Source organism: Streptomyces sp. NPDC004126, from assembly GCF_050275515.1.
GTDB lineage: Bacteria > Actinomycetota > Actinomycetes > Streptomycetales > Streptomycetaceae > Streptomyces.
Genome location: NZ_JBNNPF010000062.1, coordinates 14,626 through 41,541, shown reverse-complemented (window position 1 = coordinate 41,541; position 26,916 = coordinate 14,626). Strand labels below are relative to the sequence as shown.

Below are 26,916 nucleotides of genomic sequence, written 5' to 3'. Positions count from 1 at the left end.
GTACCGGACGCTGCGCGCCCGGAGCGCTCAAACGCCGCGCGGGCTGGATTTCGCGCAGCGAAATTCCAGCCCCGCCGGCGTTTGAGGCGCGGGGGTCCGGGGCGGAGCCCCGGGGAACGGGCGAAGGGCGGGGAGGGGCCGGCCCCGCAGGGCCCCCCGCCCGGCCAGGGGCTACGCCGCCGGGGCCAGCTCGCGCCGCGCCACGGTCGGGACGAAGACGACGCCGTGGCGGTTGAGGCGGAGCCGGAGGTTGCCGACGCGGGACAGGACCAGGCCCACGGCCACCGCGGCGGCGAGGGAGACCAGGCCGCCCGCGGCCATGCCGAGCCGGGCTCCGTAGGTGTCCGTGATCCAGCCGACCAGCGGCGCGCCGACCGGGGTGCCGCCGGTGAACACCATCATGAACAGGGCCATCACCCGCCCCCGCATCTCGGGGTCGGTGGCCATCTGCACGCTGGAGTTCGCCACGACGTTGACGGTCAGGCCGAACATCCCGATCGGCACCAGCAGCACCGCGAACAGCCAGAAGCCCGGCGCGAACGCGGTGACCAGCAGCAGGACCGAGAAGAGCACCGCCGCCGTCACCAGCAGCCGCAGGCGGGAGTGTCCGCGGCGGGCCGCCAGCAGGGCGCCGGCCAGGGAGCCGGCCGCGATGAGGGTGTTGAACAGCCCGTAGGTGCCCGCGTCGCCGTGGAAGACGTCGTCGGTGAAGGCCGACAGCCAGATCGGGAAGTTGAACCCGAACGTGCCGATGAAGCCGACCAGCACGATCGGCCAGACCAGCTCGGGCTTGCCCGCGACGTAGCGCAGGCCTTCGCGGAGCTGCCCCTTGGCGCGCGGCTGCGGGGTGACGGGGTGCAGTTCGCGCGTGCGCATCAGCAGCAGGCCCGCGATGGGCGCCGCGAAGGACAGGCCGTTCAGCAGGAAGGCCCAGCCGGAGCCGACGGCGGTGATGAGCACGCCGGCGATCGCCGGGCCGACCAGCCGCGCGGACTGGAAGTTCGCGGAGTTCAGGCTGACGGCGTTGGCGAGCTGCGCGGGGCCGACCATCTCGGAGACGAACGTCTGCCGGGCCGGGTTGTCCACGACGGTGACCAGGCCGATCAGGAAGGCGGCGAGGTAGACGTGCCAGACCTGGACGTTGCCGGCCAGCGTCAGCGCGGCGAGTGCGACGCCGGTGAGGCCCATCGCGCTCTGGGTGGCGATCAGCAGCGGCCGCTTGGGCAGCCGGTCGGCGAGTACGCCTCCGTAGAGCCCGAAGAGCAGCATCGGCAGGAACTGCAGGGCGATGGTGACGCCGACGGCGGACGCGGAGCCGGTCAGGGAGAGGACCAGCCAGTCCTGCGCGATGCGCTGCATCCAGGTGCCCGTGTTCGAGACGACCTGGCCGGTGGCGAAGAGCCGGTAGTTCCGGATCTTCAGCGAGCTGAACATCCCCCGGCTACCGCCGGGCGGTGCCCCCGGGTTCCTGCTCGCTGCGGTGGTAGTGGTGGATGTATGGCCGGGTGCGGAGTCTGCTCCGGTTCCCGTACTCAAAAGCGTTCGCCTCCTGGCGTGGTTCCTATAGGTGGGCGAGCTTCTCCAGGACGGGTGCGGCCGCGCGGAGCTTGGCCCATTCGTCCTCGGTGAGCTCGGCCGCGAGCCCGGCCAGGAAGGCGTTGCGCTTCCGACGGCTCTCTTCGAGCATCGTCTCGGCCTCCTCGGTCTGGCGGACCACCTTCTGGCGGCGGTCCTCGGGGTGCGGCTCCAGCGTGACCAGTCCCTTGGCTTCCAGCAGCGCGACGATGCGTGTCATCGACGGGGGCTGGACGTGCTCGCGCCGGGCCAGCTCACCGGGGGTGGCCTGGCCGCAGCGGGCGAGGGTGCCGAGCACCGACATCTCGGTCGGGCTGAGCGATTCGTCGACGCGCTGGTGCTTCAGGCGCCGGCCCAGCCGCATCACGGCGGAGCGCAGATCGTTCACGGCGGCGGCGTCGTCGCCATGGGAGAGGTCATGCATGTCTTTAGAATAACTCATTACTCTGCCTAAGGAAAAATGGGTTACGGGGGCCCCGTGGATCCCTGTCCGGGCCTGCCGTCTCACTCGTACGGGTGAGTGCGCGGCGGAAAGTGACACGCGTGCGCACTCTCTGGCCCGACCCTTTCGGGCATGGGGACACATGTGCTGAGCATGCGCATAGACGGGGAGCTGCTGGAACGGCTCCGGCACCATGCCGCCAAACGCGGAATGAGCGTCCAGGACTATGTCGTCCGGACGCTCATTCGCGATGACTTCGACGAGCGGTTCAAGGCCGCCGTCGACGAGACGGAGAAGTTCTACGGGCTCACGTGAGGCCGAGGGCCGGCATCGCGTAGTAGAAGACGAAGACCGCCGAGACGGCGTACATGGCGGCCGGGACCTCGCGGCCCCGGCCCGTCGCCAGCCGCAGCACGGCGAAGCTGATGAAGCCGATGCCGATGCCGTTGGTGATCGAGTAGGTGAACGGCATCATCACCATGGCCAGGAAGGCCGGGACGGCGATGGTGAAGTCGCTCCAGTCGATGTCCCGGACCGAGCCCGCCAGGATCAGGAAGCCGACCGCGACGAGGGCGGGGGTGGCGGCCTGGGAGGGGACCATCGTGGCGAGCGGGGTCAGGAAGAGCGAGACGGTGAAGAGGGCGCCGGTCACCACGTTGGCCAGGCCCGTGCGGGCGCCCTCGCCGACGCCCGCCGTGGACTCCACGAAGCAGGTGGTGGCGGAGGACGAGGTGGCGCCGCCGGAGGCGACGGCCAGGCCGTCGATCAGCAGGACCCGGTTGATGCCCGGGAAGGTGCCGTCGGGCTTCGTCAGCTTGGCCTCGTCGCCGACGCCGAGGATGGTGCCCATCGCGTCGAAGAAGCAGGACAGCAGCACGGTGAAGACGAACAGGATGCCGGTGAGGACGCCGACCTTGCCGAAGCCGCCGAAGAGGCTCACCTGGCCGACGAGCCCGAAGTCGGGCGCGGCCACCGGGTTGCCGGGCCACTGCGGCACGGTCAGGCCCCAGGCCGTGGCGGGCAGGTCGGCGATCAGCTGCACGGCGACCGCGACGACGGTCATCGCGACGATGGAGATCAGGATCGCGCCGGGCGTCTTGCGGATCAGCAGCGCGAGGGTGAGCAGCACGCCGACGACGAAGATCAGGACGGGCCAGCCGTGCAGGTGGCCGTTGCCGCCGAGCTGGAGCGGGACCGTGGTGTGGGCGGCGTCCGGGATGCGGGTGACGAAGCCGGAGTCGACCAGGCCGATCAGCATGATGAACAGGCCGATGCCGATCGCGATGCCCTTGCGCAGGCCCTGCGGGACGGCGTTCATGACGCGCTCGCGCAGGCCGGTGGCGACCAGCAGCATCACCACGAAGCCGGCGAGGACGACCATGCCCATGGCGTCGGGCCAGCTCATGCGCGGGGCCAGCTGGAGGGCCACGACGGTGTTGACGCCGAGGCCGGCGGCCAGGGCGATCGGGACGTTGCCGATGACGCCCATGAGGAGCGTGGAGAAGGCGGCCGTCAGGACGGTCGCGGTGACGAGCTGGCCGCCGTCGAGCTGGTGCCCGTACATGTCCTTCGCGCTGCCCAGGATGATCGGGTTCAGCACGATGATGTAGGCCATCGCGAAGAAGGTGGCGAAGCCGCCCCGGACCTCGCGGGCGACGCTCGAGCCGCGCTCGGAGATCTTGAAGTACCGGTCCAGGCCGGTGGTGGGGGCCGCGGCGGGTGCCGAGGTGCTCATGCGGTCCTCAAACGGGTCTATTGGGCGGTTCATACGAACGAATCCGGTCGTAGACAAACCGTTTCAGTATGAACACATGAACGAAGGGCCGTCCATCTCCGCGCGTAGACCCGAAATCGGGCCACCTAGACTGGGCTCCATGGCGAAGTGGACTGCGAAGCACGAGGCGCCCGAGCCCCTGGAGGGCCCGGTTGTCGCCACCATCACCGGCGGCACGATCCTCTGGTTCGCCATGTTCCTCGTCCAGCTGCCCTTCTACGGCTGGTTCGCCGACCGCGACCTGCTGTGGTGGGTGTGGACCTGCGCCGCCGGCGGCGGGCTCGGCCTGATCGGGATCTGGTACGTCCGCGGCCGTGACGCGGCCCTCAAGCGTCACGCCGCCGCTGCCGCCGAGGGGGAGCCGGGGCCCGCCGCCCAGGGGTGACCGCGGGGCGACCTCGGGACGATTCGGGTCATCCTGAAGTCGGATCTTCCGACCGCTCGGGGGGTGAAGCGTTCGAACCGCCCTTACCGTCGAAAACATGACGCAGCGGGCGAGGATCGACCAGGACGGGCCGGAACGGGCCGGCGGCGCCGCCATCGACGCGGGCGCCGAGCTCGACCCGGTACACCCCGTGAAACCCCCCGCCCCCCGGTTCAAGCCGGCCGGCCTCAGCACCGCCGAGGTCGCCGAACGCGTCGCGCGCGGCGACGTCAACGACGTCCCCGTCCGCTCCTCCCGCTCCACCGCCGACATCGTCCGGGCCAACGTCTTCACCCGCTTCAACGCCATCATCGGCGTCCTCTGGGTGATCATGCTGATCGTCGCGCCCATCCAGGACAGCCTCTTCGGCTTCGTGATCATCGCGAACACCGGCATCGGCATCATCCAGGAACTCCGCGCCAAGAAGACCCTCGACGGCCTCGCCGTCATCGGCGAGGCCAAACCCAGCGTCCGCCGCGACGGCACCACCGCCGAGGTCTCCACCTCCGAGATCGTCCTCGACGACGTCATCGAACTCGGACCCGGCGACAAGGTCGTCGTCGACGGCCTCGTCGGCGAGGCCGACGGACTGGAGATCGACGAATCCCTCCTCACCGGCGAGGCCGACCCCGTCCTCAAGAAGCCCGGCGACCAGGTCATGTCCGGCTCCTTCGTCGTCGCCGGCGGCGGCGCCTTCACCGCCACCAAGGTCGGCCGCGAGGCCTACGCCGCCCAGCTCGCCGAAGAGGCCTCCCGCTTCACCCTCGTCCACTCCGAGCTGCGCACCGGCATCTCCACGATCCTCAAGTACGTCACCTGGATGATGATCCCGACCTCTATCGGCCTCATCATCAGCCAGCTCGTCGTCAAGGACTCCAACCTCAAGGACTCCATCGCCCGCACCGTCGGCGGCATCGTCCCGATGATCCCCGAAGGGCTCGTCCTCCTCACCTCCGTCGCCTTCGCCATCGGCGTCATCCGGCTCGGCCGCAAACAGTGCCTCGTCCAGGAACTCCCCGCCATCGAGGGCCTCGCCCGCGTCGACGTCGTCTGCCTCGACAAGACCGGCACCCTCACCGAAGGCGGCATGGACGTCACCGAGCTCCGCCCCCTCGGCGGCACGGAAGCCGCCTACGTCAAAAAGGTCCTCGGCGCCCTCGGCGAATCCGACCCCCGCCCCAACGCCAGCCTCCAGGCCATCATCGACGCCTACCCCGACAGCGCCGAATGGCGCTGCACCGAGTCCCTGCCCTTCTCCTCCGCCCGCAAGTACAGCGGCGCCAGCTTCAGCGAGGGCGACGGCGAGAACAACACCTGGCTGCTCGGCGCCCCCGACGTGCTCCTCCCCGCCGGCGACCCCGCCCTCGACGAGATCAACGGCCTCAACGAACAGGGCCTGCGGGTCCTGCTGCTGGCCCGCTCCGCCCGCGAACTCGACGACCCCGCCGTCGCCACCGGCGTACGCCCCACCGCCCTCGTCGTCCTCGAACAGCGGCTGCGCCCCGACGCCGCCGACACCCTGCGCTACTTCGACGAGCAGAACGTCAAGGCGAAGGTCATCTCCGGCGACAACGCCGTCTCCGTCGGCGCCGTCGCCGGCAAACTCGGCCTGCCCGGCGCGCACAACACCGTCGACGCCCGCGAGCTGCCCGCCGACCAGGCCGAGATGGCCGAGGTCCTCGACGGCAACTCCGTCTTCGGCCGCGTCACCCCGCAGCAGAAGCGGGACATGGTCGGCGCCCTCCAGTCCAACGGCCACACCGTCGCCATGACCGGCGACGGCGTCAACGACGTCCTCGCCCTCAAGGACGCCGACATCGGCGTCAGCATGGGCTCCGGCTCCGAGGCCACCCGGGCCGTCGCCCAGATCGTGCTGCTGAACAACAGCTTCGCCACCCTCCCCTCGGTGGTCGCCGAAGGCCGCCGCGTCATCGGCAACATCACCCGCGTCGCGACCCTCTTCCTCACCAAGACGGTCTACTCGGTGCTGCTGGCCGTCCTGGTGGTGTGCTCGCAGGTCGAATACCCCTTCCTGCCGCGCCACCTCACCCTGCTGTCCACCCTCACCATCGGCATCCCCGCCTTCTTCCTGGCGCTCGCCCCCAACAAGGAGCGCGCCAAGCCGCACTTCGTGAAGCGGGTCATGCGCTACGCGATCCCCGGCGGCACCATCGCCGCCGTCGCCACCTTCGTCACCTACCTGATCGCCCGCGCCCACTACGGCGGACCCGACGCCCTCAAGGCCGAGACCAGCGCGGCGACGCTCACCCTGTTCCTGACCTCCATGTGGGTGCTGGCGATCATCGCCCGCCCCTACACGTGGTGGCGCGTCGCCCTGGTCGGCGCGATGGGCGCGGCCTTCCTCGTCGTCCTCGTCGTGCCCTGGCTCCAGGACTTCTTCCAGCTCAAGCTGGAGGGCGTGACCATGCCGTGGATCGCCGTCGCGATCGCGGCGGCCGCCTCCGCCGCGATCGAGTTCACCTTCCGGTGGGTGGACCGGCGCTTCCCGGCCTAGACGGCCCGAGCGCTAGTCGAACCAGCGGTCCCGGGCCAGCTCCGCCGTCCGCGACGGGTCCTCCAGCAGGGCCGCCACCTCGAAGCGGCGCGGCCACTGGGACGCCGACCAGGCCAGGCCCGCCGCCACGCCCTCCAGGGTCGCCGCGTGCAGCACCCCGTCCGGGGTGAGCCGCCAGTCCAGCTCCGTGCCGCCCGCCACCAGCTCCTCGTGCTCCACGTACGTCGCCGGGGTCTTCGGGCCCAGCAGGACCCGCACCGACTCCGGCACCTCGTGCTCCTCGCCCGGCGTGGTCACCTCCGCCGGGACCGTCTCCGACAGGCGGCGCACCTGGAACAGGTCGGCCAGGTCCGCCGCGCGGGCCGGGGAGACCGGGAGCAGGGGGAGGCCCGCCGTGAGGGGGAGGAGGTCGGGGGCGTCCGCGACGACCGCGTCGGCCGCGTCCACCACGACCACCTCGCCGTCCACCACCGCCCGCAGCTCGTCCGGCAGCGTCACCTGCTCCGGGTCCAGATCGGCCAGCGCCCCGTACAGCCCGTGCAGCTGGTGCCCGGTGACCTCGCGGTCCGGGTCGGCGAGCCGGCCCAGCAGCTCGGCCGCGCCGCCGGGCTCCTCCAGCAGCGCGCGCACGGAGGTGCGTACGCCCAGGGCCCGCAGCACCTGCTCGTCCTCGAAGCCCGTCGCGTCCGCCGGGGTGTACAGGCCCGCCAGCAGCGGATCGCCGCCCGCCGCCCGCAGCCCGGCCGGACGGCGGCCGTCCAGCACCGGGTGGTCGCGCAGCCACCAGGCGGTGTACGAGCGCACCGACTGCGTGGTGCCGTCCGGCAGCAGGATCCGCACCGGCTGCGTCAGGGCGTCGCGCAGCGGCGGCTGCGCCAGCATCGCCAGGGCCTGCGGCCAGCGGTCGTCGTCGACGAGGTCCAGGTCCCGGACGGCGACCAGCTCCGTCGCCACCGGCGGCACCGGGGTGTCGGGGAACTGGTCGAGGAGGTCCTCGCACCACACGTCCACGGCGTCCAGCACACCCGCGTCGTCGGGCTCGACGAAGTCGCCCTCGCGGGGCTCCAGTTCATCCGGGTCGAGGACCACGTCGGTGGCGCGGACCAGCTGGAACGCGGTCAGCACCCCGCACGCGGCCAGCGTGTCCGCGTCCCAGCGCGCCGCGAACTCGGCGTCCAGGTACGGGACCTCGTCCTCGCGCAGCACCGACGCCAGCGGGCTCCCGGCGAGCAGCAGCTCCCCGGCCGGGGCGAGCTCCCCGTCCTCGTCGGGCAGCGCCAGCGCGCCCAGCCAGGGCTCCTCGCCCGGGGCCAGGCCGGCCGCGCGGACCAGGGCCAGGACGGTGTCGGCGAGCTCCTCCGGATCCGGCGCGTCCTCGTCCCAGACCTCGCCCGCGTCCAGGGAGGCCGCCACGGCCGCGCGGACCTGCGGGGTCGTCAGGACGGCGCGCGCGGTGGCGGGGAGCGCGCCCAGCTTCTCCAGCAGCGGGTGCGCGGCCTCCGGGTGGGCCACCTTCAGGCCGAGCCGGGCCAGGTCGGCGGGGGTGTCCGGGCCGGGCAGCAGGACGTGGCGCGGGCCGATGGTGGTGCGGCCGTCGGCGAGCGGCACGGGCAGGCCCGACAGCCGGTCGGGGTCCACGCCGGCCAGGGTGTCGTACAGGCGGTGCCACCAGTCCGGGGTGCGCTCGATGCCGGCGATCCGCTCGATGGCGTCGCCGAGCGGCAGCCTGCCCACGCCCAGGGTGCGCAGCTCGGGGCGGCGTTCCAGCCCGGCGGGCAGCAGCGTCGGGAGGACCTCCGCGAGGACCCGTACGGTGTCGGCGCCGGCGCCCTCCACGACCTCGGCCTCGAAGGGCCGCAGCGAGGGCAGTTCCTCGGTGGGGGCGGCCGGGGCGAGGAACGCGGTGCGGGGCAGCCGCTGGAGGACGGCGGCGCGCAGGGCGCCGTCGAGCGGGCTCCCGCCGAGCGGGCCGGGCACGAGGTCGACCAGGGCGGTGCTCACCGGCTCCCAGGCGCCCAGGAGTTCGGCGTAGGCGTCGGCGGCGCGCTCCACGAGGAAGTCGGTCAGCGGACCGGGCGCCGGGTGGCGGCGGGCGGTGTCCAGCGGCAGGGAGGCGATGAGCAGGGCGGGGACGCCGAGGGGCTCGTCGGTGGGGGTCGGGGCGTGCACGACGGGCGCGGTGCGGGGGCGGACGGGGGCGCCGTCGGGGTCGGCGGGGACGGCCCAGGTGACCGTCCAGTCGGGGCGCAGGCGCTCCTCGACGGGCCGGTCCGCGAGGAGGGCGGGGTCGATGGGGCCGGTGTGGCGGACGGTGCGCCAGCGGTGGGTGCCGGAGGCGGAGTCCTCGATGACGGTGTACGGGCCGTCCATGCGGCGGAAGAGGACGCGGTGCCCGGCGGAGGGGGTTTCGACGACGACCTCGCGCAGCCCGGGCAGGGTCAGCAGCAGGGCGTCGTCGATGCCGGCCAGCAGGCGTTCGGTGAGGTCCTCGGCGGCCGCGTCGCGCAGCGGGAGGACGACGACGGTGTCGTAGCCCTCGGGGGCGGTGCCCTCGGCGGGCAGCGGCAGCCGCAGCAGCGGTACGTGGCCGTCGCGGCGGCGGAGTTCGTCGCCGAGGCCCGGGCTGAAGGCCGCGGTCTCCCGGGCCAGTTCGCGGGCCTCGGCGAGGGACCAGCGGACGCCGCCGTGGCGGCCGAGGACCGCAGGCTCGTCGGTGACGGCCAGTACGGCGGCGAAGCCGACGCCGAAGCGGCCCACCGAGCCCTGGTCGTTCTCCCGCTTGGCGGAGGCGCGCAGGGTGCTCAGGGACTCGACGCCCGTCGCGTCGAGCGGGGCCCCGGTGTTGGCGGCGGCCAGCACGGCGGGGCCGTCGGGTCCGGCGGGGTGCAGGGTCAGGCGCAGCCGGCCGGGGACCTTGGCGCGGGCGGCGGCGTCGGCGGCGTTCTGGGCCAGTTCGACGACGAGCCGGTCCCGGTAGCCGCCGAGCGCGAGGTCCTCCTCGGCGTTGGCGTCCTCGCGGAACCGGGCCGGGCCCGCGCCCCACGCGTCGAGCACCCCCCGCCGCAGCCGGGCGGTGCTGAAGGGGTCCACGCCGCTCTCGGCCGCCGTCACTCGTACGTTCACGCCGCATGCCTCCACGCTGTACCGCGTACTCCTCTGGAGTGCTGAAGGTATCGCGTGGGGGGCTACGCCTTGCCCGTGAGGTGGGCGAACACGACGACGTTGGAGTCCCAGTGGCGGTCGGCGGTGAGGTTGCCGCCGCAGGTGATCAGGCGCAGTTCGGCCTTGCCGTGGGTGTCGCCGTAGACCTTGTCGGTGGGGAAGGCGTCCTTCTTGAAGGTGTCGACGGAGTCGACGGCGAAGACGGCGGTGGTGCCGTCGGTGCGGTGGACCTCGATCTCCTGGCCCTTCTTGAGGGTCTTGAGGTTGTAGAAGACGGCCTTGGGGGCCTCGGGGGTGTCCATGTGCCCGACGATCGCGGCCGCGCCGGCCTCGCCGGGGGTGGGGCCCTGCTCGTACCAGGCGGCGTCCTTCGGTTTGGCGAAGTCCGGTTCCTGCATGACGCCCTGGGCGTCGAGTCCGACGGTGTCGAGCGGGGCGTCGACCTTGATGCCGGGGATCTCGATCCGGTCGGGGACGGACGGGGGGAGGACGGAGCCGGGGAGGGCGGAGGCCGCCGTGCGGGGGGCGGGGGCGGTGCCGTGCGCTTCGGCGCCGGCCGAGCAGCCGGTGGCCAGGGCCAGGGCGAGGGCCGGGACCCCCGCCAGGGCGGCGGCGCGGCGTGCGCGGCCGCCCCGGCGGCGGGTGGGGGCGGTCTCAGGCATCGGCGGGGGCCTGGCCGGTGTTCACGGAGCCCTTGGGGGTCTTGTGCTCGGAGGGCTTCAGCGGGACCGGCTTCACGTCCGGGTTGCCCTTGGCCTCGACGGAGAACTTGGCGGTGTCGAACTTCTTGCCGCCGGCGAAGGCGTCGACCCCGTAGTAGCCGGTCTTGACGTCCTTGGCGACGGTCGCGGTGCCGGTGAAGGTGCCGTGGCCGTCGTTCTTCAGGTCGACGCGGCCGCCGGCGAAGGCGGCGGACTTCACGTAGGCGTCCTTGGCGGTGGTCTTCACGGTGACGGTGACCTTGTCGCCGGGCCGGCCGAAGTCGGTGGAGAGGCGGAGCGTGGAGGAGACCGGGGTGGGCGGCTTCGGGGCGTCGCCCTTCTTCACGGTGAGCTGGGCGGTGGCCTGGAGCTTGGTGCCGTCGGGGGCGCTGCCGGTGAGGGAGACGCCGTAGGAGCCGTCCTTGACGTCGGCGACCTGGGCGGTGCCGCTCCAGCTGCCGTCCTTGCCCGGGGTGAGCGAGACGCCGCCGAGGGCGGCGGAGGAGACGGCGAGGTTCTTGGAGCCGGCGGGGGCGGTCACGGTGACGCTGATGGCGTCGCCGGGCTTCACGGGCGAGGAGGGCACCTCCACGCGGGCGGACGCGGCGGGGTGCGTGCTCGCGGTGGGGGAGGCGGCGGGGGTGGGGGTGCCGGCGGCGAAAGCGGTGGTGGCGCCGCCGAGGGCCAGGGACGTGGTGAGGGCTACGGCGGTGAGGGTGAGTGCCTTGCGCATGGGTTCCTCCTGAACGGAACGGGCCGGCCGGGGATCGTTCCCGGCACACCGGACAAGAGGGGCATTCGGGGTGTTTGGTTTCGGGGTCCGGGCGGCGCCCGGAGGGGCGGGCCGAAGGTCCCGAGGGGTGGATGCGCAGGTGGGGGGCGGGGTGATGGGGGTCCGTTTGCTGGGTTTTTGCCCCGAATTTTGGGACGAAAGTCCCGGGGGGGGGGAGGGGCCGGGGTGGAGTGGGGAGCCCCCGGGAACGGCCGGAGCCCCCGGCGCCGGTAAGGCGACGGGGGCTCCACGGGTACGGGACGACGGGCGGCGGGCCCGTCAGGTCAGAGCTGCTCGATCACGTAGTCGATGCAGGCCGTCAGCGCCTGCACGTCCGCCGGGTCGATCGCCGGGAACATCGCGATGCGCAGCTGGTTGCGGCCCAGCTTGCGGTACGGCTCGGTGTCCACGATGCCGTTGGCGCGCAGCACCTTCGCCACCGCCGCCGCGTCGACGTCGTCCGAGAAGTCGATCGTGCCGATGACCGCGGAACGCTTGTCGGCGTCCTGCACGAACGGGTTCGCGTACTTCGACGCCTCCGCCCAGCCGTACAGGTTCCGCGCGCTGGCCGCCGTACGGCCCGTCGTGAACTCCAGACCACCCTGCGAGTTCATCCACCGCAGCTGCTGGTCCAGCAGGAAGAGGGTGGACAGCGCCGGGGTGTTGTACGTCTGGTTCTTCAGCGAGTTGTCGATCGCCGTCGGCAGCGAGAAGAACTCCGGGATGTGCCGGCCCGACGCGTGCACGCGCGCGGCCCGCTCCAGGGCGGCCGGGGAGAACGCGGCCAGCCACAGGCCGCCGTCCGAGGCGAAGGACTTCTGCGGGGCGAAGTAGTAGACGTCCGTCTCGGTGATGTCCACCGGGAGGCCGCCCGCGCCCGAGGTCGCGTCCACCAGGACGAGCGACCCGGCGTCCGCGCCCGCGACGCGCTTCACCGGCGCCGCGACACCCGTCGAGGTCTCGTTGTGCGTGTACGCGTACACGTCCACGCCCGCCTCGGCGACCGGCTCCGGATGCGTGCCCGGCTCCGACGAGATCACGGACGGCTCGTCCAGCCACGGCGCGAGCTTCGCCGCCTTGGCGAACTTCGACGAGAACTCGCCGAACGTCAGGTGCTGGGACTTCCGCTCGATCAGGCCGGCGGTCGCGACGTCCCAGAAAGCGGTGGAGCCGCCGTTGCCCAGGATCACCTCGTAACCCTCGGGCAGGGAGAAGAGGTCCCGGAGGCCCTGGCGCACCGAGCCGACCAGGTTCTTGACCGGGGCCTGGCGGTGCGAGGTGCCGAGCAGGGAGGTACCGGTGGCGGCGAGGGCGTCCAGCGCCTCGGTCCGCACCTTGGAGGGGCCCGCGCCGAAGCGACCGTCGGCGGGCTTGATGTCAGCGGGAATCTGGATCTCAGCCACGAGCGGAGCGTATCGGGTCCCGGACCGGGCGTCGGAGGCGCGTCCACCGGGTGAGACGGACCGGCCTCGTCCGTCCTCTTCCGTCCTCGTCCGTCCTCTTCCGTGCCCGGTGGTTCAGTCCACGGCGTCCACGAGGAACGCGACCCCCACGAACAGTCCGGCGTACGCGAGCACGATCAGCAGGCTGACCAGGAGCAGCAGCCAGCCGGCCAGGATGCCGAACAGGGCCGCGCCCTTGTCGCGGCCGCCGAGGCGTTTGGCGCGGCGCCGGCCCAGGTGCCCCGCGGGGATCGCGACGAGCCCGAACACCGCCATGAAGAAGGTGTAGAAGCGGCCGAAGCCGATCCACAGCAACGGCGTCAGGAAGATGCCGGCGATCAGGCCCATGCCGCAGGCGGCGGACCAGAAGCTGATCCGGGCGGGTGTGTTCCGGCCCACCGCGGCGCTGTTGGTGCTGTTGCCACTGCCTCTGGTACTGCCGTCGATACTGCTGGTCACGTCGGATCCCCCTCGTCAGGCCGGGTAGGCAGGCGAGCCGGCCGGGCAGGCCACTCTACGGAACCGGCGCCGTGCCGGGACGGGGGTGGCGGGCCGCCGGTGGCAAGGTGGGCGCCGTGACGTCAACCGGGGAACTCCAGCGGACCTTGCGGGCAGAGCTGCGCGGGGAGGTGGACTTCGGCGCCGCCGCGCGGGCCCTCGCGACCATGGACGCCTCGAACTACCGGCGGGTGCCCGTCGGGGTCGTCGCCCCGCGCGACGCCGGGGACGTGGCGGCCGCGCTGCGGATCTGCGCCGAAGCCGGGGTGCCCGTCGTACCGCGCGGCGGCGGCACCTCCATCGCCGGGCAGGCGACGGGCACCGGGGTCGTGCTCGACCTCACCCGGCACATGAACGCCCTGGTGTCCGTGGACCCCGAGGCCCGCACCGCCGTCGTCCAACCCGGGCTGGTGCTCGACCGGCTGCGCGACGCCGTGCGCCCGTACGGCCTCACCTTCGGGCCCGACCCGTCCACGCACTCCCGCTGCACCCTCGGCGGGATGATCGGCAACAACGCGTGCGGGGCCCACTCCGTCGCCTGGGGCACCACCGCCGACAACGTCACGGAGCTGGAGGTCGTCCGCTACGGCGGCGCCGCCCACCGGATCGGCACCGGCTGGACGGGGGCGCCGGCCGGACTGCGGGAACTCGTCGAGGGCAACCTCGCCGTACTCCGCACCGGCCTCGCCGACGGCTCCTTCTCCCGCCGCATCTCCGGCTACGGCGGGCTCGACGCCCTGCTCCCCGAACGCGGGGTGCGGGTCGCACGGGCCTTCTGCGGCAGCGAAGGCACCCTCGGCGTGGTCACGGAGGCGGTGGTGCGCCTGGTGGAGCTGCCGCCCGCGCCCGTCCTCGCGGTGCTCGGCTACCCCGACGAGAGCGCTGCCGCGGACGCCGCCGCCGGGCTCCTCGGACACGGGCCGCTCACGGTCGAGGGCATGGCCGAGGACCTGGTGCGCGGCGCCGCCGGCCTGCCCAGGGGCCGGGCCTGGCTGTTCGTGGAGATGCCGGACGAGGCCGCGGGCCGGCGCCTGCTGCGGGACGCCGACGCGCTCGACGCGGCACTGGTGACCGACCCGGCCGCGCAGCGCGCCCTGTGGCGGATCAGGGAGGACGCGGCGGGCACCGCGACCCGGACCCCGTCCGGCGCGATGGCCTGGCCGGGGTGGGAGGACTGCGCGGTCCCGCCCGCGCGGCTCGGCGCGTACCTGCGGGAGTTCCGGGCCCTGCTGGCGCAGCACGGGCTGCACGGGACCCCGTACGGGCACTTCGGCGAGGGCTGCGTCCACGTACGGATCGACTTCGACCTGGTCTCGGCGGCGGGCGTGGCCCGCTTCCGGGCCTTCTCGGAGGAACTGGCCGACCTGGTCGTCGCCCACGGCGGCTCCCTGTCGGGGGAGCACGGCGACGGACAGGCCCGCGCGGAGCTGCTGCCGCGGATGTACGGGCCGCGGGTCGTGGAGCTCTTCGGGGCGTACAAGGACCTGTGGGACCCGGCGGCCGGCATGAACCCCGGAATCCTGGTCCGGCCGGCCCGGCTGGACGAGAACCTCCGCTTCGCGGTGGTCCCGGCCGGCGCGCCGCTCGGGGCGGAGGTGGCCCGCTGCGTCGGCGTCGCCAAGTGCCGGTCCGCCGAGCCGGGCGGGGCCGGGGTGATGTGCCCGTCGTACCGGGTCACGGGCGAGGAACGGCACTCCACGCGCGGCCGGGCCAGGCTGCTGCACGAGATGCTGGCCGGGGAGGTCATCACCGACGGGTGGCGCTCGGCGGAGGTCGCCGAGGCCCTCGACCTCTGCCTCGGCTGCAAGGGCTGCCGCAGCGACTGCCCGGTCGGCGTGGACGTCGCCGCGTACAAGGCGGAGTTCCTGCACCGCCACTGGTCCGGCCGCCTCCGGCCGCTCTCGCACTACACCCTGGGCGGCCTTCCCGCGTGGCTCCGGCTGATCGCCGCGCTGCGGGCAGCCGGGCCCGTCAACGCGGCGGGCCGCGTGCTGCGGGTGCCCGGGCTGGCCCGGGAGCGGGGACTGCCGGCGGTGGCGGGGGTGCCGTTCACGCGGTGGTGGGGCGCGCGGGGGGCCGCTGCCCCGACCGGGAGCGGGACCGCCGTGACCGTGACCCTGTGGCCCGACACCTTCACGGAGTACCTGGCCCCCGAGGCCGGCCGCGCCGCAGTCCGGGTGCTGACGGCGGCCGGCCTCGGCGTCACCGTCCCTGCCGGGGGCCGGGTGTGCTGCGGGCTGACCTACGTCTCCACCGGCCGGCTGGACCGCGCCCGCAGGGTGCTCCGGCGCACCCTGGACACCCTGGGCGACCTGGACGGCGTACGAGGACCCGTGCTGGTCCTCGAACCCAGCTGCGCGGCGGCCCTGCGCACCGACCTCCCGGCCCTCCTCCCCGACGACCCCCGAGCCCACCGCCTCGCCGCAGCCGTCCGCACCTTCGCGGAGACCCTGGAGGAGCACGCCCCCCACTGGACCCCGCCCCGCCTGGACCGGCCCGTCGCCGGGCAGACCCACTGCCACCAGCACGCCGTCCTCGGCGACGCCGCCGACCGGCGGCTGCGCGCACGCGCCGGGCTGACGGGGGAGCTCAGCGGCGGCTGCTGCGGCCTCGCGGGCAACTTCGGCTTCGAGCCCGGCCACCACGCCGTCTCGGTGGCGTGCGCCGAGGAGCAGCTGCTGCCGTCGCTGCGCACGGCCGCGCCGGACGCGGCGGTGCTGGCGGACGGGTTCTCGTGCCGCACCCAGATCGCGCAGCTGGGCGGGCACCGGGCACGGCACCTGGCGGAACTCCTGGCGGAGGGGTTGTAAGGCAGAACACTCGCTGATGGGCCTTACGTACCCCTTAGTCTGGATTCATGCCCGCACCATCCTCTTCGTCCCCGACGACCGCCGTTCCGGCTTCCGGTCCGGTCTCCGGTCCGGTTTCCGCCCCCGCCCGGGCCTCCCGGCTCGGGCCGGTCGCGCTGGTGGTCTCAGCCGGGGTGTCGGTGCAGTTCGGGGCCGCCTTCGCGGTGATGGTCATGCCGAGGGTGGGCGCGGCGGGCGTCGTCACGCTGCGGCTCGCGGCCGCCGCGCTGGTGCTCCTCGTCCTGTGCCGTCCCAAGGTGCGCGGGTACGGGCGTTCCGACTGGGGGACGGTCATCGCCTTCGGCGTGGCCATGGCCGGCATGAACGGCCTCTTCTACCAGTCCATCGACCGCATCCCGCTCGGCCCCGCCGTCACCCTGGAGGTGCTCGGTCCGCTGGCCCTGTCCGTGATCGTCTCGCGCCGCCTGGTGAACCTGCTGTGGGCCGCCCTGGCCCTGGCCGGTGTCGCCCTGCTGGCCGGCCACGGCGGAGGAGGCCTCGGCGGCCTCGACCTGCTCGGCGCCGGCCTCGCGGTGGGCGCGGGCGCGATGTGGGCGGCGTACATCGTCTTCAGCGCCCGTACCGGGCGCCGCTTCCCGCAGGCCGACGGCCTGGCCCTGGCGATGGCGGTGGCCGCGGTTATCTCGCTCCCGCTGGGCGTGGTGGAGGCCGGCTCCGACCTCCTCACCCCGAGCACGCTGGCACTGGGCCTCGGCGTCGCGGTGCTGTCGTCGGTGCTCCCGTACACGCTGGAGCTCCTCGCCCTGCGCCGGCTCCCGGCCCCGACCTTCGCGATCCTGATGAGCCTGGAACCGGCCATCGCGGCGACCGCGGGCTTCCTGGTCCTGAGCCAGGCGATGTCACCGCTGGACGCGCTCGCGATCGCCCTGGTGATCGCGGCCAGCATGGGCGCGGTCCGGTCGCAGAGGGAACCGAGGGAGCCGAGGGACGCCGGCTGAGGGGGAGCGGGATCCCCTGGGGCGGTAGTCGGGGAGGGTTTGGGGGTTTCCCGTCAGTCCCATCGTCCTTCCGGTTCGGGCCGTCCTGTCAAGGGCGCTCCCTTCGGTCGCGTCGCTTCGCGATCGCCTTCGGCGACCCTTGACAGGCCGTCCCGCCCCGGAATGCCGAAAGACTGCCGGGAAACCCCCAAAAGGAACGGTCACAGGGGGAGACACTCCAGGAGCGGGCCTGTCGGAGATGAGGCGAGGGGCCGGGCGCCGGCCCACCGGGCATACGGGCCCCTCATCTGCGATTCCGGGCCGGGTGCGCGGCTACCCGCACGAGAGGCCGAACAGAGCAGCCCAGGGAGCGGGCGGGCGCGTCAGATCGCTACGCGCTCCTCATTCCTCAGCGTCCGACGACCGTCTGGGGCTGATACCGGCACGAGAGGCCGAAAAGAGCAGCCCAGGGAGCCGAGGGGCGCGTCAGATCGCTACGCGCTCCTCTCGTCTCAGCGTCGGACGGCCGTCCGGGGCTGATGTTCAGGGGGCGATGGGGAGCTGGCGCTTGTGCTCGGTGAGGCGGTAGCGGTTGACGATCGTCTCGTAGGCGCGCGCGTCCACCGGCTTGCCTTCGAGGAAGTCGTCGATGTCGTCGTAGGTGACGCCGAGGGCGTCCTCGTCGGCCTTGCCCGGGTCGAGGGTCTCCAGGTCGGCCGTGGGGGTCTTCCACACCAGCTCGGCGGGGGCGCCCAGGGCGTCGGCGATGGCGCGGACCCGGCGCTTGGTCAGGCCGGTCAGCGGGACCAGGTCCGCTGCGCCGTCGCCGAACTTGGTGAAGAACCCGGAGATGGCCTCGGCGGCGTGGTCGGTGCCGACCACAAGACCCGCGTGCGCGCCGGCCACGGCGTACTGGGCGATCATGCGCTGGCGGGCCTTGATGTTGCCGTGCACGAAGTCCCGGTGGTGCGCGTCGCGGAAGGTCACGCCTGCGGTTGCCGACGCGTCGAGCGCCGCGTCGCTGGCGGGCTTGATGTCCACGGTCAGGACGTGGTCGGCCTGGATGAAGGACAGGGCGAGCTGCGCGTCGTGCTCGTCGGCCTGGACGCCGTAGGGCAGCCGCATCGCGTAGAACTGCGCCTCGTGCCCCGCCTCGCGGGCCCGCTCGACGGCGAGCTGGCAGAGCCGGCCCGAGGTGGTCGAGTCGACGCCGCCGCTGATGCCCAGTACGAGGGAGCGCAGACCCGTGGAGGTCAGCCGCTCGGTGAGGAAGGCCACCCGGCGCTCGATCTCCCGCTCGGCCTCGAAGGTCTCGGCGACCTGGAGTTCCCGGGCGATCTCCTGCTGCAGGGCGATGCCGCTCACGTCTGCTCCTTGTTCCGGTTCACGATGTGCCGTCCACCCTAACGGGAAGGCCCGCGAGGAACCGTCGGGCGGCCCGCACCCCTGCCTCGTCCCGCGCCCAGACCCCCCACTTCACCAGACGCTCCTGCTCGAAGAGCTCCGCGAACGTCCGCCACAGGTGCACCCGGAAACCGTCGGACTCCCACCACCACTCCGTGTGGCCCTCCCGGATCAGGGGCAGCCTGGACGCCGCCTCCCACACCCCGGCCGGAGACTGCCCGGGCTTCGGCTCGACCACGGGAATCCAGCTCTCGCACTCCCAGTACAGGGCGTCCGCCTCGATGAGGGCGTCGGGATCCGGGAACACCGCCACGTCCCGGCCGAACCGGTACACCACCGTGCCGTCACCTCGCAGCGTCACGGAGTAGGGGTGCGCCACGCCGTGACCGATGAACTGCCCCAGCGGCCCGTGTTCCGCGCTCGCCTTGTAGGCGGGCCACGGCTCGAACCGGATCTCCTCCTCGAACGACCACGCCGAAGTCCGGTAGACCAGCCCGCCGTAGCGGGCCTGCGCGCGGCGGAGACCGGCGAGGACCAGGCCCTCGTCCACACCCGGAAAGCGGGCGAGCCGCTCGGCGACCTCGACGTCGCCCGGGTTCTCGATGTTCGGGAACGGAACGGCGCGGGCCCGCGCGGCCAGGAAACGCCGCGCCCTGTCGGTCAGTCCCCCGGGGGACTCCAGTACGTGCAACACGTCCTCATGATGGCCCCCTATCGGACCAGCCCCAGACGGTCGCCGGACGCTGAGAAATGAGGAGCGCGTAGCGATCTGTCGCGTCCGTCGGCTCCCTGGGCTGGTCTTTTCGGCCTCTGGTGCCGGCATCAGCCCAAGGCGGTGGTCGGACGCTGAGACGGGAGGAGCGCGTAGCGATCTGCTGCGCTTGGGGGCTTCCCGGCCCGGAGCTGCGACATCTTGGGAGCCGTAGGCATGGCGAGCCGGCGCCCGGCCCCTCGTCTCGTCGCTGACGGGGCCGCTTCTGGCTCGTCTCCCCCTGTGACCGTTCCTTTTGGGGGTTTCCCGGCAGTCTTTCGGCTTTCCGGTTCGGACCGGTCGGTCAAGGGTGGCCGAAGGCCATCGCGAAGCGACGCGACCGGAGGGAGCGCCCTTGAGGGACCGGGCCGAAGCGGAAGGACGATGGGACTGACGGGAAACCCCCAAACCCTCTCCGACGACCGCCCCAGGGGATCCCGCCCCTCACACCCCCTCCAGGAACCGGGACACCGCCGCCGCGAAGGCGGTCGGGGCGGCGGTGTGGATGAAGTGGTCGGTGTCGAGTTCCGTCAGGGTGGTGCCGGGGCGGCGTTCCGTCATGGCGCGGGCCTGGTCGGCCGGGATGACGCCCTGCGTGCCGCGTACGAGCAGTGCCGGGCAGGTGGAGGCCGTCCAGTCGGCCCAGTGGTCGCCGTGGACGTGGTGCTCGGAGTCGTGCATCTCCAGGGGGTGGAAGGGCAGGCGCCAGGTGCCGTCGGGGTTCTCCCGGAGCCGGTCGGAGAAGTACGGCGCGGCCGGCCCGAGGCCCGCGACCAGGGCCTCGCGGGTCGGGGCGTCGTACGGGAGCTGCAGCAGGAACGCCAGGGGGTTGGAGCCGTCGAGCCCGAGCGCGGCGGGGCCCTCGGCGTTGACGAGGGCGCTCACGCGCTCGGGGTGCCGCGCGGCGAACTGGTAGGCGTTGACGGCGCCGAGGGAGTGGCCGAGCAGGACGACGCGCTCCAGCCCCAGGTGGTCCAGGAGGGCGCCGATGTCGGAGAGGTACCCCTCCCGCGTGTAGTCGGCGGCGCGGTCGGATTCGCCCTGGCCGCGCTGGTCCGGGGCGATCACCCGCCACTCGGGGCCGAGGGCGCGGGCGAGGTCGGCGAACGTGCTCCCCTCGGCCAGGTGCCCGTGCAGGGCGACCAGCGGGCGGCCGGTGCCGCCGAAGTCGAGGTACGACAACCGGCGGCCGTCGATGGTGAGTTCCGAGCGGGTGGTGGTGTCGTTCGCGGTCATGGTGTTTCCCTTCGCGGTTCGTTCGCGCCTTGACGTGAAGAACCATAACCAGGATCCATACGGTTGTTCAATACGTTTGTATGGAACGGTTGTATGGATCCGGGATCCGGGATCCGGGATCCGGGATCCGGGATCCGGGATCCGGGATCCGGGATCCGGGATCCGGGATCCGGGATCCTGATCCTGCGACCCCCTCATCCCACCGGCACCTCCAGGTACGACGGTGTCGGCTCCGGCGAGGTGAACGACAGCGTCGCGCGCGGCAGGTTGGCGTCCCCGTAGAGGGGGTCCCGGGCGGCCGCCACCAGCAGGAGCCGGTGTCCGCGCGGGACGTCGTACGCCGCGGCCTGGAGGTCGATGTCCGCGCCGACCAGGCTGTCCGGCGGGGAGTGCAGGTCGCTGAACGGCGCGTGCGTGATCAGCCGGGCCGAGCCGTCCGGGGCCAGGTCCAGGAGGTACGCGACGAAGGTGGACCCGGAGTTCGCGGCGCGGTACGTCACGCGCAGGCGGGGGACGCCCCGTACGCGGAGGGTCTCCTCGGCCGGGTCCGCGGCCCAGGCGGCGGTGACGGCCGCGGCCGCGGCGGCGCCGATCTCGCCGCCCGGGTACGGCTTCGGGAGGCCCGCCATCTCGGCGTAGCCGGACCGCACCACCGCGTCGGCCGCGCCGGCCGGGGTGTCCACCCCGCACAGCACGCCCGCCGTCCAGCCGTGCTCGGGCTCCCCGGCCAGCCCCCCGAACCCGGCCGGCGGCGCGCCGCCGGTGAGGTACAGCCGGCGGACGCTCCCGCCCGGGACCGGCAGGGCGGCGGAGGGTTCCAGGGCGCGGCTCCACATCACCTCGGAGCGCACCTCGCCCTCCTCCTCCACCCCGTTGGCGGCGCTGCACAGGTGGTGGTCGAGCCAGCGGTGCGCGTCCGTCCACACCGGGCTCGGCAGCCCCAGCAGCCCCGCGCTCTCGGGGCCGCAGTGGTCGCCGACCGACAGGTCGAGCCGCTTGGGGCCGGTGAGTTCGCCGAACAGCGCCAGCGTCTGGTTGGCGGGGAAGAGCGTCTCGTGCCAGGCGTGCGCGAGGAAGACCGCCACCCGCCTGCGGTTGAACTCCTTGACGTGCGCGGACGGAGAGCGCTGCTGGGCCCACCGCAGGGCGCCCTCGGCGTCCCGGTCGGCGAGGACGTCCTCCAGGGCCCGCTCCGTCTCCGGGCTGAGCCGGGCCCGTCCGGCCGACGCGAGCAGGGCCTGTACGGCGGCGGCGCGGCGGGTGGAGTTCTCGTACAGGACCTCGCCGAGGTCGCCCCAGGCGCTGAGGGCCGCCACCGCGTCGACGCGGGGGTCGTGCGCGGCGACGAGCAGGCCGATGCCGGCGCCGTACGAGACGCCGAGGAAGCCGATCCTGGTGACCGGGCCGGCGGCGCGTTCCAGGAGGTGGTCCAGGGCTCGTCTGCCGTCGGCGACGTCCAGCGGGCCGGCGAAGTCGGACTGGCCGTCGGATCGGCCGAACCCGCGGACGGTGTAGGCGAGCACGTCGTAGCCGCGGGCCGCGAGCGCGGCGGCCTGGACGGCGTACGCGGTCCAGCCCAGGGCCGTCCACGGCGAGGGCAGTACGAGGACCGCGCGCGGCCCGGGTCCGGCGTGCCGCCAGAACGCGGCGTCGAGCAGGTCCCCGCAGGCGCCGGTCACCTTGCCCCGGCTGAAGGTGGCCGCGGCCCGGGCGGCCCGCACGTCCGCGGCGCGCGCGGGCGGCAGGCCGGCGGGGTCGCCGCTCTCCAGGGCGGTGGCGAAGGCGGTGAGGGCGGTGGCGTCGAGCTCGGGATAGAGGGAGTGGGACGCGGCTGGGGCAGCGGGATGCACGGCGGACCGTCCTCGTCGTCGAGTGGCGTGGCGGGGCGCGTGGAGGGAGGGGGTGCGGTGTGGTGCGGAGCCCGGCTCGGCGGCGGCGCGGGCGGGGAAGCCCCCAGTATCGGCGCACGGCGGGCGCGTGCAGGGCGCGTTGACGGCGTACGGCCGGAACCGCCCCTGTTCGTCTCGGGCGGGGTGCGGCGCGTTCCGGCCGCGTCCTCTGCCGGGCCTTGCCTGATGGCCGGAACCGCTCAAGTGGCCGCCTGAAGCGCCTGGTTGACGGGAGTGGCGGGAATCGGACGCGGCTCGCAAAAATAATGCAAGCATGCTTGATTGTTTTAGCGGAGGCTGCCAGGCTTCCCCCCACGCCGAGAGGGGAGCACTCCGTGCCCGATCCGTCCGCCGCCACCGTCTTCGCCGGTCTCCTCGCCGACCTCCGCGAGGAGGGCGGCGAACTCGACTCGATCGTGGGGGAGTTGCCCGCGCAGGTCTGGGCCCGACCGACGCCCGCGCCCGGCTGGAGCGTCGCCCACCAGATCGCCCACCTGCACTGGACCGACCGGGCCGCGCTGCTCGCCCTCACCGATGCGGAGGGCTTCGCGCGGATGGTGGAGGAGGCCTTGAAGGCCCCCGAGTCGTTCGTCGACGAAGGCGCGGAGGAGGGCGCCGCGCTGGAGCCCGCGGAGCTGCTCGCCCGGTGGCGCGAGGGCCGGGCGGCGCTCGACGCGGCGCTCGCGGCGGCCTCGCCGGACGCCCGGTTCCCCTGGTACGGGCCGCCGATGAAGGCCGCGTCGATGGCGAGCGCCCGGCTCATGGAGACCTGGGCCCACGGCCAGGACGTGGCCGACGCGCTCGGCGTGCCGCGCACGCCCACGGCCCGGCTGCGGCACGTCGCGCGGATCGGGGTCCGGGCGCGCGACTACGCGTACGCGGTACGGGGACTGCCCGCGCCGGAGGGGGAGTTCCGGGTGGAGCTGACCGCTCCGGACGGGGTCGGGGTGTGGGCGTACGGACCGGCGGACGCCCCGCAGCGGATCACCGGGCCGGCGCTGGACTTCTGCCTGCTGGTCACCCAGCGCGCCCACCGCGCCGACCTCGCCCTCACCGCGACCGGGCCCGACGCCGACCGCTGGCTCGACATCGCCCAGGCCTTCGCCGGCCCGGCGGGCCAGGGCCGCGACGCGCGGGGCGGCGACGCGCAGGGCCGCGACGCGCGGGGCGGCGGGCGGTGACGCGGCGGGCGCTGCGCGTCGGCAACGCGTCCGGCTTCTACGGGGACCGGTTCGACGCCGTGCGCGAGATGCTGACGGGCGGCCCGCTGGACGTGCTGACCGGCGACTACCTCGCCGAGCTCACCATGCTGATCCTCGGCCGGGACCGCCTGAAGAACCCGGACCTCGGCTATGCGAAGACCTTCCTGAAGCAGCTGGAGGAGGGCCTCGGGCTGGCGCACGACCGGGGCGTGCGGATCGTGACGAACGCCGGCGGGCTGAACCCGGCCGGGCTGGCGGCGGCGGTGCGGGCGCTGGCGGCGAAGGTGGGGGTGCCCGTCTCCGTCGCGCACGTCGAGGGCGACGACCTGATGCCGTACGGGCAGGACGCGCTCACCGCCAACGCCTACCTGGGCGGCGCCGGGATCACCGCCTGCCTGCGGGCCGGAGCGGACGTGGTGGTGACCGGCCGGGTCACGGACGCGGCGCTGGTCAGCGGGCCGGCCGCCTGGTGGTTCGACTGGGGCCCGCAGGACCACGACCGGCTGGCGGGTGCGGTGGTCGCGGGCCACGTCCTGGAATGCGGTACGCAGGCCACCGGGGGCAACTACTCCTTCTTCACCGCCCACGACGTCCGGCGGCCCGGCTTCCCGCTCGCGGAGGTCTTCGAGGACGGCTCGGCGGTCGTCACCAAGCACCCCGGCACCGGCGGCGCCGTCACACCGGGCACGGTCACCGCCCAGCTGCTGTACGAGACCCAGGGCGTGCGCTACCTCGGCCCCGACGTCACCGCCCGCCTGGACACGGTCCGCCTGGCCCCGGACGGCGAGGACCGGGTCCGGATCAGCGGGGTCCGGGGGGAGGCCCCGCCCGCCACCCTGAAGGTCGGCGTCAGCCGCGTCGGCGGCTGGCGCAACGAGGTGGTGTTCGTCCTGACGGGCCTCGACATCGACGCGAAGGCCGCCCTGGTGCGGGCGCAGCTGGCGGGGGCGCTGCGCGAGGTGGAGTCCGTCCGCTGGACCCTCGCCCGCACGGACCACGCCGACGCGGGAACGGAGGAGGAGGCGAGCGCCCTGCTGCGGCTGGTGGTCCGCGATCCGTCCCCGGACCGGGTGGGGCGGGCGCTGACCTCGGCCGCGGTGGAGCTGGCCCTCGGCAGCTATCCGGGCTTCCACGTGACGGCCCCGCCGGGACCGGCCCAGCCCTACGGGGTGTTCGACTCGGCCCTGGTCCCGGCCGGCTCCGTGCCGCACGCGGCGGTCCTGGAGGACGGCACCCGCCTGCCGGTCCCGCCCCCGCCGGACCCGGCGCCGGCCCTCGGCCTGGACCCGGCGCCGGCCCCGGCCGGGGACCCCGCGCCGGACCCCGCGCCGGTTCCGCCCGCCGTGCCCGCCCCCACCGTCCGGGCGCCCCTCGGGGCGGTGGCGGGGGCGCGGAGCGGGGACAAGGGCGGCGACGCCAACGTCGGGGTGTGGGTGGAGGACGAGGAGGCCTGGCGGTGGCTGCACCGCACCCTCACCGTGGCGGCGTTCCAGGAGCTGCTGCCCGAGACGCGTGAGCTGGCCGTCACCCGCCACGAGCTGCCGAACCTCCGCGCCCTGAACTTCACCGTCCCCGGCGTCCTCGGAGACGGCGTCGCCTCCGGACACCGCTTCGACCCGCAGGCCAAGGCCCTCGGCGAATGGCTGCGCGCCCGCCACCTCGACATCCCGGCCCACCTCCTCCCCCGCGGTGGCGGGGGCCTCCCCGCCACCCCGACACCCGCTCCTGAGGGGACCCGATGACCCGCCTCGGAACCACCGTCGACCCGCACGCCGCCGAGCACGCGCAGGCCCGTACCGCCGCCCTGGAGCGGCTCGCGGAGCTGGACGCCGAGCACGCCAAGGCCCTCGCCGGCGGCGGGGAGAAGTACACCGCCCGGCACCGGGACCGCGGCAAGCTGCTGCCGCGCGAGCGGATCGAGCTGCTCCTCGACCCCGACACCCCTTTCCTGGAGCTGTCCCCGCTGGCCGCCTGGGGCAGCGACTACCCGGTCGGCGCCTCGATGGTCACCGGCATCGGCACCGTCGAGGGCGTCGAGTGCCTGATCACCGCCAACGACCCCACCGTCCGCGGCGGCGCCAGCAACCCCTGGACGCTGAAGAAGGCCCTGCGGGCCAACGAGATCGCCCTCCGGAACCGGCTGCCGTGCATCAGCCTCGTCGAGTCCGGCGGCGCGGACCTGCCCTCCCAGAAGGAGATCTTCATCCCGGGCGGGGCGGTCTTCCGCGATCTGACCCGGCTCTCCGCCGCCGGCATCCCGACCGTCGCCGTCGTCTTCGGCAACTCCACGGCCGGCGGCGCGTACATCCCCGGGATGTCCGACCACACCGTCATGATCAAGGACCGTTCCAAGGTGTTCCTCGGCGGTCCGCCCCTGGTCAAGATGGCCACCGGCGAGGAGAGCGACGACGAGTCCCTCGGCGGCGCCGACATGCACGCCCGCGTGTCCGGCCTCGCCGACCACTACGCCCTCGACGAGTACGACGCCATCCGCCAGGCCCGCCGCATCGTGGCCCGGCTCAACCACCGCAAGCCGTACGCCGAGCCGCCCCGGGCCGAGGAGCCGCTGTACGACCCGGAGGAGCTCCTCGGGATCGTCCCGCCGGACCTGAAGACCCCCTTCGACCCGCGCGAGGTCATCGCCCGCATCGTCGACGCCTCCGACTTCGACGAGTTCAAGCCCCTTTACGGCACCAGCCTGGTCACCGGCTGGGCCACCCTGCACGGCTACCCGGTCGGCATCCTCGCCAACGCGCAGGGCGTGCTGTTCAGCGCCGAGTCGCAGAAGGCCGCCCAGTTCATCCAGCTCGCCAACCAGCGCGACATCCCCCTCCTCTTCCTCCACAACACCACCGGCTACATGGTGGGCAAGGAGTACGAGCAGGGCGGCATCGTCAAACACGGCTCGATGATGATCAACGCGGTCTCCAACTCCCGCGTCCCGCACCTGTCCGTCCTCATCGGCGCGAGCTACGGCGCCGGCCACTACGGCATGTGCGGACGCGCCTACGAACCCCGGTTCCTCTTCGCCTGGCCCAGCGCCAAGTCCGCCGTCATGGGCCCCCAGCAGCTCGCCGGGGTGCTGTCGATCGTCTCCCGCCAGTCCGCCGCCGCCCGGGGACTGCCGTATGACGAGGAACAGGACGCCGGGATGCGGGCCTTCGTGGAGGCCCAGATCGAGTCCGAGTCCCTGCCCCTCTTCCTCTCCGGGCGGCTGTACGACGACGGCGTCATCGACCCCCGCGACACCCGTACCGTCCTCGGCCTGTGCCTGTCGGCCGTCCACAACGCCCCCGTCGAGGGCGCCCGCGGCGGCTTCGGCGTCTTCCGGATGTGAGCCCC

At 73.6% G+C, this 26,916-nt stretch carries 20 protein-coding genes; 8 read left to right on the top strand and 12 right to left on the bottom strand.

Annotated elements, in window-relative coordinates; genetic code table 11:
• Positions 1-171: 171 nt before the first annotated feature.
• Positions 172-1,536: an MFS transporter gene (locus ACQKM2_RS35530; RefSeq protein ID WP_427717130.1), complete on the bottom strand. Its 1,365-nt coding sequence runs from the start codon at positions 1,534-1,536 to the stop codon at positions 172-174.
• A 25-nt stretch (positions 1,537-1,561) separates the two neighbouring features.
• Positions 1,562-1,999, bottom strand: coding sequence for a MarR family winged helix-turn-helix transcriptional regulator (locus tag ACQKM2_RS35525; protein ID WP_401248247.1), 438 nt, complete (start codon positions 1,997-1,999; stop codon positions 1,562-1,564).
• 150 nt (positions 2,000-2,149) lie between these two features.
• Between ACQKM2_RS35525 and ACQKM2_RS35520 the strand changes: the two genes are divergently transcribed.
• Positions 2,150-2,332: a hypothetical protein gene (locus ACQKM2_RS35520; protein ID WP_007265601.1), complete on the top strand. Its 183-nt coding sequence runs from the start codon at positions 2,150-2,152 to the stop codon at positions 2,330-2,332.
• On the opposite strand, the gene ACQKM2_RS35515 is transcribed toward ACQKM2_RS35520, so the two are convergent.
• Complete coding sequence (locus ACQKM2_RS35515) at positions 2,325-3,752, bottom strand: NCS2 family permease (protein ID WP_427717127.1); 1,428 nt, start codon at positions 3,750-3,752, stop codon at positions 2,325-2,327. The genes ACQKM2_RS35520 and ACQKM2_RS35515 overlap by 8 nt on opposite strands.
• Before the next feature lie 139 nt (positions 3,753-3,891).
• Between ACQKM2_RS35515 and ACQKM2_RS35510 the strand changes: the two genes are divergently transcribed.
• Both ACQKM2_RS35510 and ACQKM2_RS35505 read left to right on the top strand, forming a co-directional pair.
• On the top strand, positions 3,892-4,176 hold the full coding sequence (locus tag ACQKM2_RS35510; RefSeq protein ID WP_427717125.1) for a DUF2530 domain-containing protein: 285 nt from the start codon (positions 3,892-3,894) through the stop codon (positions 4,174-4,176).
• A gap of 97 nt (positions 4,177-4,273) precedes the next feature.
• Positions 4,274-6,730, top strand: a complete 2,457-nt coding sequence (locus tag ACQKM2_RS35505) for an HAD-IC family P-type ATPase (RefSeq protein ID WP_427717124.1) — start codon at positions 4,274-4,276, stop codon at positions 6,728-6,730.
• 12 nt (positions 6,731-6,742) lie between these two features.
• On the opposite strand, the gene ACQKM2_RS35500 is transcribed toward ACQKM2_RS35505, so the two are convergent.
• From ACQKM2_RS35500 to ACQKM2_RS35480, 5 genes are all read right to left on the bottom strand, one after another.
• Entirely contained in the window at positions 6,743-9,853 is a 3,111-nt protein-coding gene (locus ACQKM2_RS35500) for a sacsin N-terminal ATP-binding-like domain-containing protein (protein ID WP_427717122.1), read from the bottom strand.
• A gap of 62 nt (positions 9,854-9,915) precedes the next feature.
• Complete coding sequence (locus tag ACQKM2_RS35495) at positions 9,916-10,554, bottom strand: class F sortase (RefSeq protein ID WP_427717120.1); 639 nt, start codon at positions 10,552-10,554, stop codon at positions 9,916-9,918.
• Positions 10,547-11,326 carry a hypothetical protein gene (locus ACQKM2_RS35490; protein ID WP_427717119.1) on the bottom strand — a complete coding sequence of 260 codons (780 nt, stop codon included), beginning with the start codon at positions 11,324-11,326 and terminating at the stop codon, positions 10,547-10,549. The genes ACQKM2_RS35495 and ACQKM2_RS35490 overlap by 8 nt, the downstream gene beginning before the upstream one ends.
• Positions 11,327-11,649: 323 nt before the next feature.
• Positions 11,650-12,768: a phosphoserine transaminase gene (gene serC, locus ACQKM2_RS35485; RefSeq protein ID WP_427717117.1), complete on the bottom strand. Its 1,119-nt coding sequence runs from the start codon at positions 12,766-12,768 to the stop codon at positions 11,650-11,652.
• A 114-nt stretch (positions 12,769-12,882) separates the two neighbouring features.
• Positions 12,883-13,266 (bottom strand): hypothetical protein, encoded by a 384-nt coding sequence (locus tag ACQKM2_RS35480; RefSeq protein ID WP_427717115.1) that lies wholly within the window; start codon positions 13,264-13,266, stop codon positions 12,883-12,885.
• Between the two features lie 107 nt (positions 13,267-13,373).
• On the opposite strand from ACQKM2_RS35480, the gene ACQKM2_RS35475 reads away from it, so the two are divergent.
• Positions 13,374-16,115: an FAD-binding and (Fe-S)-binding domain-containing protein gene (locus ACQKM2_RS35475; RefSeq protein ID WP_427717133.1), complete on the top strand. Its 2,742-nt coding sequence runs from the start codon at positions 13,374-13,376 to the stop codon at positions 16,113-16,115.
• A 47-nt stretch (positions 16,116-16,162) separates the two neighbouring features.
• The gene (locus ACQKM2_RS35470; RefSeq protein WP_427717113.1) at positions 16,163-17,113 is read left to right on the top strand and encodes an EamA family transporter; all 951 of its coding nucleotides are present in this window, start codon (positions 16,163-16,165) and stop codon (positions 17,111-17,113) included.
• 522 nt (positions 17,114-17,635) lie between these two features.
• On the opposite strand, the gene nadE is transcribed toward ACQKM2_RS35470, so the two are convergent.
• The 4 genes from nadE to ACQKM2_RS35450 all read right to left on the bottom strand — a co-directional run bounded on the left by nadE (position 17,636) and on the right by ACQKM2_RS35450 (position 22,333).
• A complete protein-coding gene (gene nadE / locus ACQKM2_RS35465) occupies positions 17,636-18,457 on the bottom strand; it encodes an ammonia-dependent NAD(+) synthetase (protein ID WP_427717111.1) in 822 nt (273 codons plus the stop codon).
• A gap of 19 nt (positions 18,458-18,476) precedes the next feature.
• Positions 18,477-19,190 (bottom strand): hypothetical protein, encoded by a 714-nt coding sequence (locus ACQKM2_RS35460; RefSeq protein ID WP_427717109.1) that lies wholly within the window; start codon positions 19,188-19,190, stop codon positions 18,477-18,479.
• A 501-nt stretch (positions 19,191-19,691) separates the two neighbouring features.
• Positions 19,692-20,483 carry an alpha/beta fold hydrolase gene (locus tag ACQKM2_RS35455; protein WP_427717107.1) on the bottom strand — a complete coding sequence of 264 codons (792 nt, stop codon included), beginning with the start codon at positions 20,481-20,483 and terminating at the stop codon, positions 19,692-19,694.
• Positions 20,484-20,677: 194 nt separating this feature from the next.
• On the bottom strand, positions 20,678-22,333 hold the full coding sequence (locus ACQKM2_RS35450) for an alpha/beta fold hydrolase (protein WP_427717105.1): 1,656 nt from the start codon (positions 22,331-22,333) through the stop codon (positions 20,678-20,680).
• A 374-nt stretch (positions 22,334-22,707) separates the two neighbouring features.
• Here ACQKM2_RS35450 and ACQKM2_RS35445 point away from each other — a divergent pair, with 374 nt between their 5' ends.
• The 3 genes from ACQKM2_RS35445 to ACQKM2_RS35435 all read left to right on the top strand — a co-directional run bounded on the left by ACQKM2_RS35445 (position 22,708) and on the right by ACQKM2_RS35435 (position 26,911).
• Positions 22,708-23,553 (top strand): TIGR03084 family metal-binding protein, encoded by an 846-nt coding sequence (locus ACQKM2_RS35445; protein WP_427717103.1) that lies wholly within the window; start codon positions 22,708-22,710, stop codon positions 23,551-23,553.
• A gap of 68 nt (positions 23,554-23,621) precedes the next feature.
• A complete protein-coding gene (locus ACQKM2_RS35440) occupies positions 23,622-25,316 on the top strand; it encodes an acyclic terpene utilization AtuA family protein (protein WP_427717132.1) in 1,695 nt (564 codons plus the stop codon).
• Positions 25,313-26,911 carry an acyl-CoA carboxylase subunit beta gene (locus ACQKM2_RS35435; protein ID WP_427717102.1) on the top strand — a complete coding sequence of 533 codons (1,599 nt, stop codon included), beginning with the start codon at positions 25,313-25,315 and terminating at the stop codon, positions 26,909-26,911. The genes ACQKM2_RS35440 and ACQKM2_RS35435 overlap by 4 nt, the downstream gene beginning before the upstream one ends.
• Positions 26,912-26,916: the final 5 nt, after the last annotated feature.